Here is a 616-nt window from a genome sequence, read left to right as displayed (position 1 = left end):
CGACGCGCCCCGGCGCCGCGTGCTCGCGCGCACACTCCGACGTGCGGGGCACACGCCGTGACGCGGGTCTTCGCGCTGCACAGCGCCTACGGTCTCGCGACCGCCGTCGCCGCGATCGACAGCGGCCTCCTCGATGGGCCGACCGCCGCGCGCCCCGAGCAGGTGCTGGTGCCGTTCACCTCGTCGCGCGTGCCCGAGCTCGCGGTCGGCATCGACGCCGACCCGGCCCTGAGTCGGCTGCGCGCCCGGTTCGACCGCATTGAGCCGCTGGGAGACCTCCTCGGCCCGCTGCACCCCAGCGCGTGGGAGCCCCCGGAGGGCGAACTGCCCGTGCTCGGTCGGCTGATCGCCCGGGCCTGGGGCATCGACCCCCGCGACCTGGAGCTGTGCGTGCAGAGCCCGCAGGTCGCTCCGGCGCGGACGCTGTTCGGGCTGTTCCCCGACGCGCGTCTCACGATCGTGGGCGACGGCCTCATGACGTATGCGCCGATGCGGGTGCGGCTGCCGCACACCGTGACGGCACGGATCGGCCGTGTGGTCTACGCCGACGTCGTGCCCGGCGTGCGTCCGCTCGTCGCGTCGCCGACCGCCGAGACCGTGCCGGTGCCGCCCGCGG

General features: G+C 76.0%; 1 pseudogene. It reads left to right on the top strand.

From position 1 onward, the window contains the following. Positions 1–57 precede the first annotated feature (57 nt). Positions 58–616 (top strand): annotated as a pseudogene (locus DW309_RS13630) (polysialyltransferase family glycosyltransferase); the annotation flags it as partial.

Source organism: Microbacterium sp. K41 (genome assembly GCF_004794395.1).
Taxonomy (GTDB): Bacteria; Actinomycetota; Actinomycetes; order Actinomycetales; family Microbacteriaceae; genus Microbacterium; species Microbacterium sufflavum.
The sequence above is the reverse complement of the archived record's forward strand: the minus strand, read 5'-3'. Positions and strand labels throughout refer to the sequence as shown.